Genomic DNA, 1,214 nt, shown 5'->3' with positions numbered 1-1,214 from the left:
CCGTTGATCGTGACGTCGTTGTCAAACGCAGGGGTATCCGTCAGGCCGTAAGTGCCCGTGGCACCGCCGTTGTTCGTCACCGCAATCGTGTAGACTACGTTGTAAGAACCGTTGGGCTGGACCGTCGCAGATACGAAGGTCTTCTCCAGTTCGACGTTCGGCAGGTCACCGCAGGCGTCGTCGCTGCTGTCGGGCTGGCCGTCGCCGTTGGTGTCAAGTTCGGCCAGGTTGTACAGACCAGCACCGGGGGTACCGTTGCCGTTAGGACCGTTAGATCCACAAGCCGTGTAGACGTTGTCGCCACCGTCGTTAGAGCCGGGCGTCAGGTCCAGCGTCACGTTGTAAGTCAGCGTGAAGGTCTCCGTTGCGCCAGCGGCGATGCTGTTGTTCGTCGTCAGCGTCGTCGTGCCAGCCGTCAGAGTGCCGGAAGCTTCGCCAGCGAAGGTGCCGCCGTTGATCGTGACGTCGTTGTCAAACGCAGGGGTATCCGTCAGGCCGTAAGTACCCGTAGCACCGCCGTTGTTCGTCACCGCAATCGTGTAGACCACGTTGTAAGAGCCGTTGGGCTGGACCGTCGCAGAAACGAAGGTCTTCTCCAGTTCGACGTTCGGCAGGTCACCGCAGGCGTCGTCGCTAGCGTCGGGCTGGCCGTCGCCGTTGGTGTCCAGGTAGGCCAGGTTGTACAGACCAGCACCGGGGGTACCGTTGCCGTTAGGACCGTTAGATCCACAAGCCGTGTAGACGTTGTCGCCACCGTCGTTAGAGCCCGCCGTCAGGTCGAGCGTCACGTTGTAGGTCAGCGTGAAGGTCTCCGTTGCGCCAGCGGCGATGCTGTTGTTTGTCGTCAGCGTCGTCGTGCCGGCCGTCAGCGTACCAGAAGCTTCGCCACTGAAGGTGCCGCCGTTGATCGTGACGTCGTTGTCAAACGCAGGGGTATCCGTCAGGCCGTAAGTGCCCGTGGCACCGCCGTTGTTCGTCACCGCAATCGTGTAGACTACGTTGTAAGAACCGTTGGGCTGGACCGTCGCAGATACGAAGGTCTTCTCCAGTTCGACGTTCGGCAGGTCACCGCAGGCGTCGTCGCTGCTGTCGGGCTGGCCGTCGCCGTTGGTGTCAAGTTCGGCCAGGTTGTACAGACCAGCACCGGGGGTACCGTTGCCGTTAGGACCGTTAGATCCACAAGCCGTGTAGACGTTGTCGCCACCGTCGTTAGA

At 61.4% G+C, this 1,214-nt stretch carries 1 pseudogene; it reads right to left on the bottom strand.

Annotated features, from left to right (window positions below):
- Nucleotides 1–1,214: pseudogene (locus tag H9S92_RS15780) on the bottom strand (hypothetical protein); the annotation flags it as partial.

It is taken from the genome of Neolewinella lacunae (assembly GCF_014349155.1).
In the GTDB taxonomy this organism is placed as follows: Bacteria; Bacteroidota; Bacteroidia; order Chitinophagales; family Saprospiraceae; genus Neolewinella; species Neolewinella lacunae.
The sequence above is the reverse complement of the archived record's forward strand: the minus strand, read 5'-3'. Positions and strand labels throughout refer to the sequence as shown.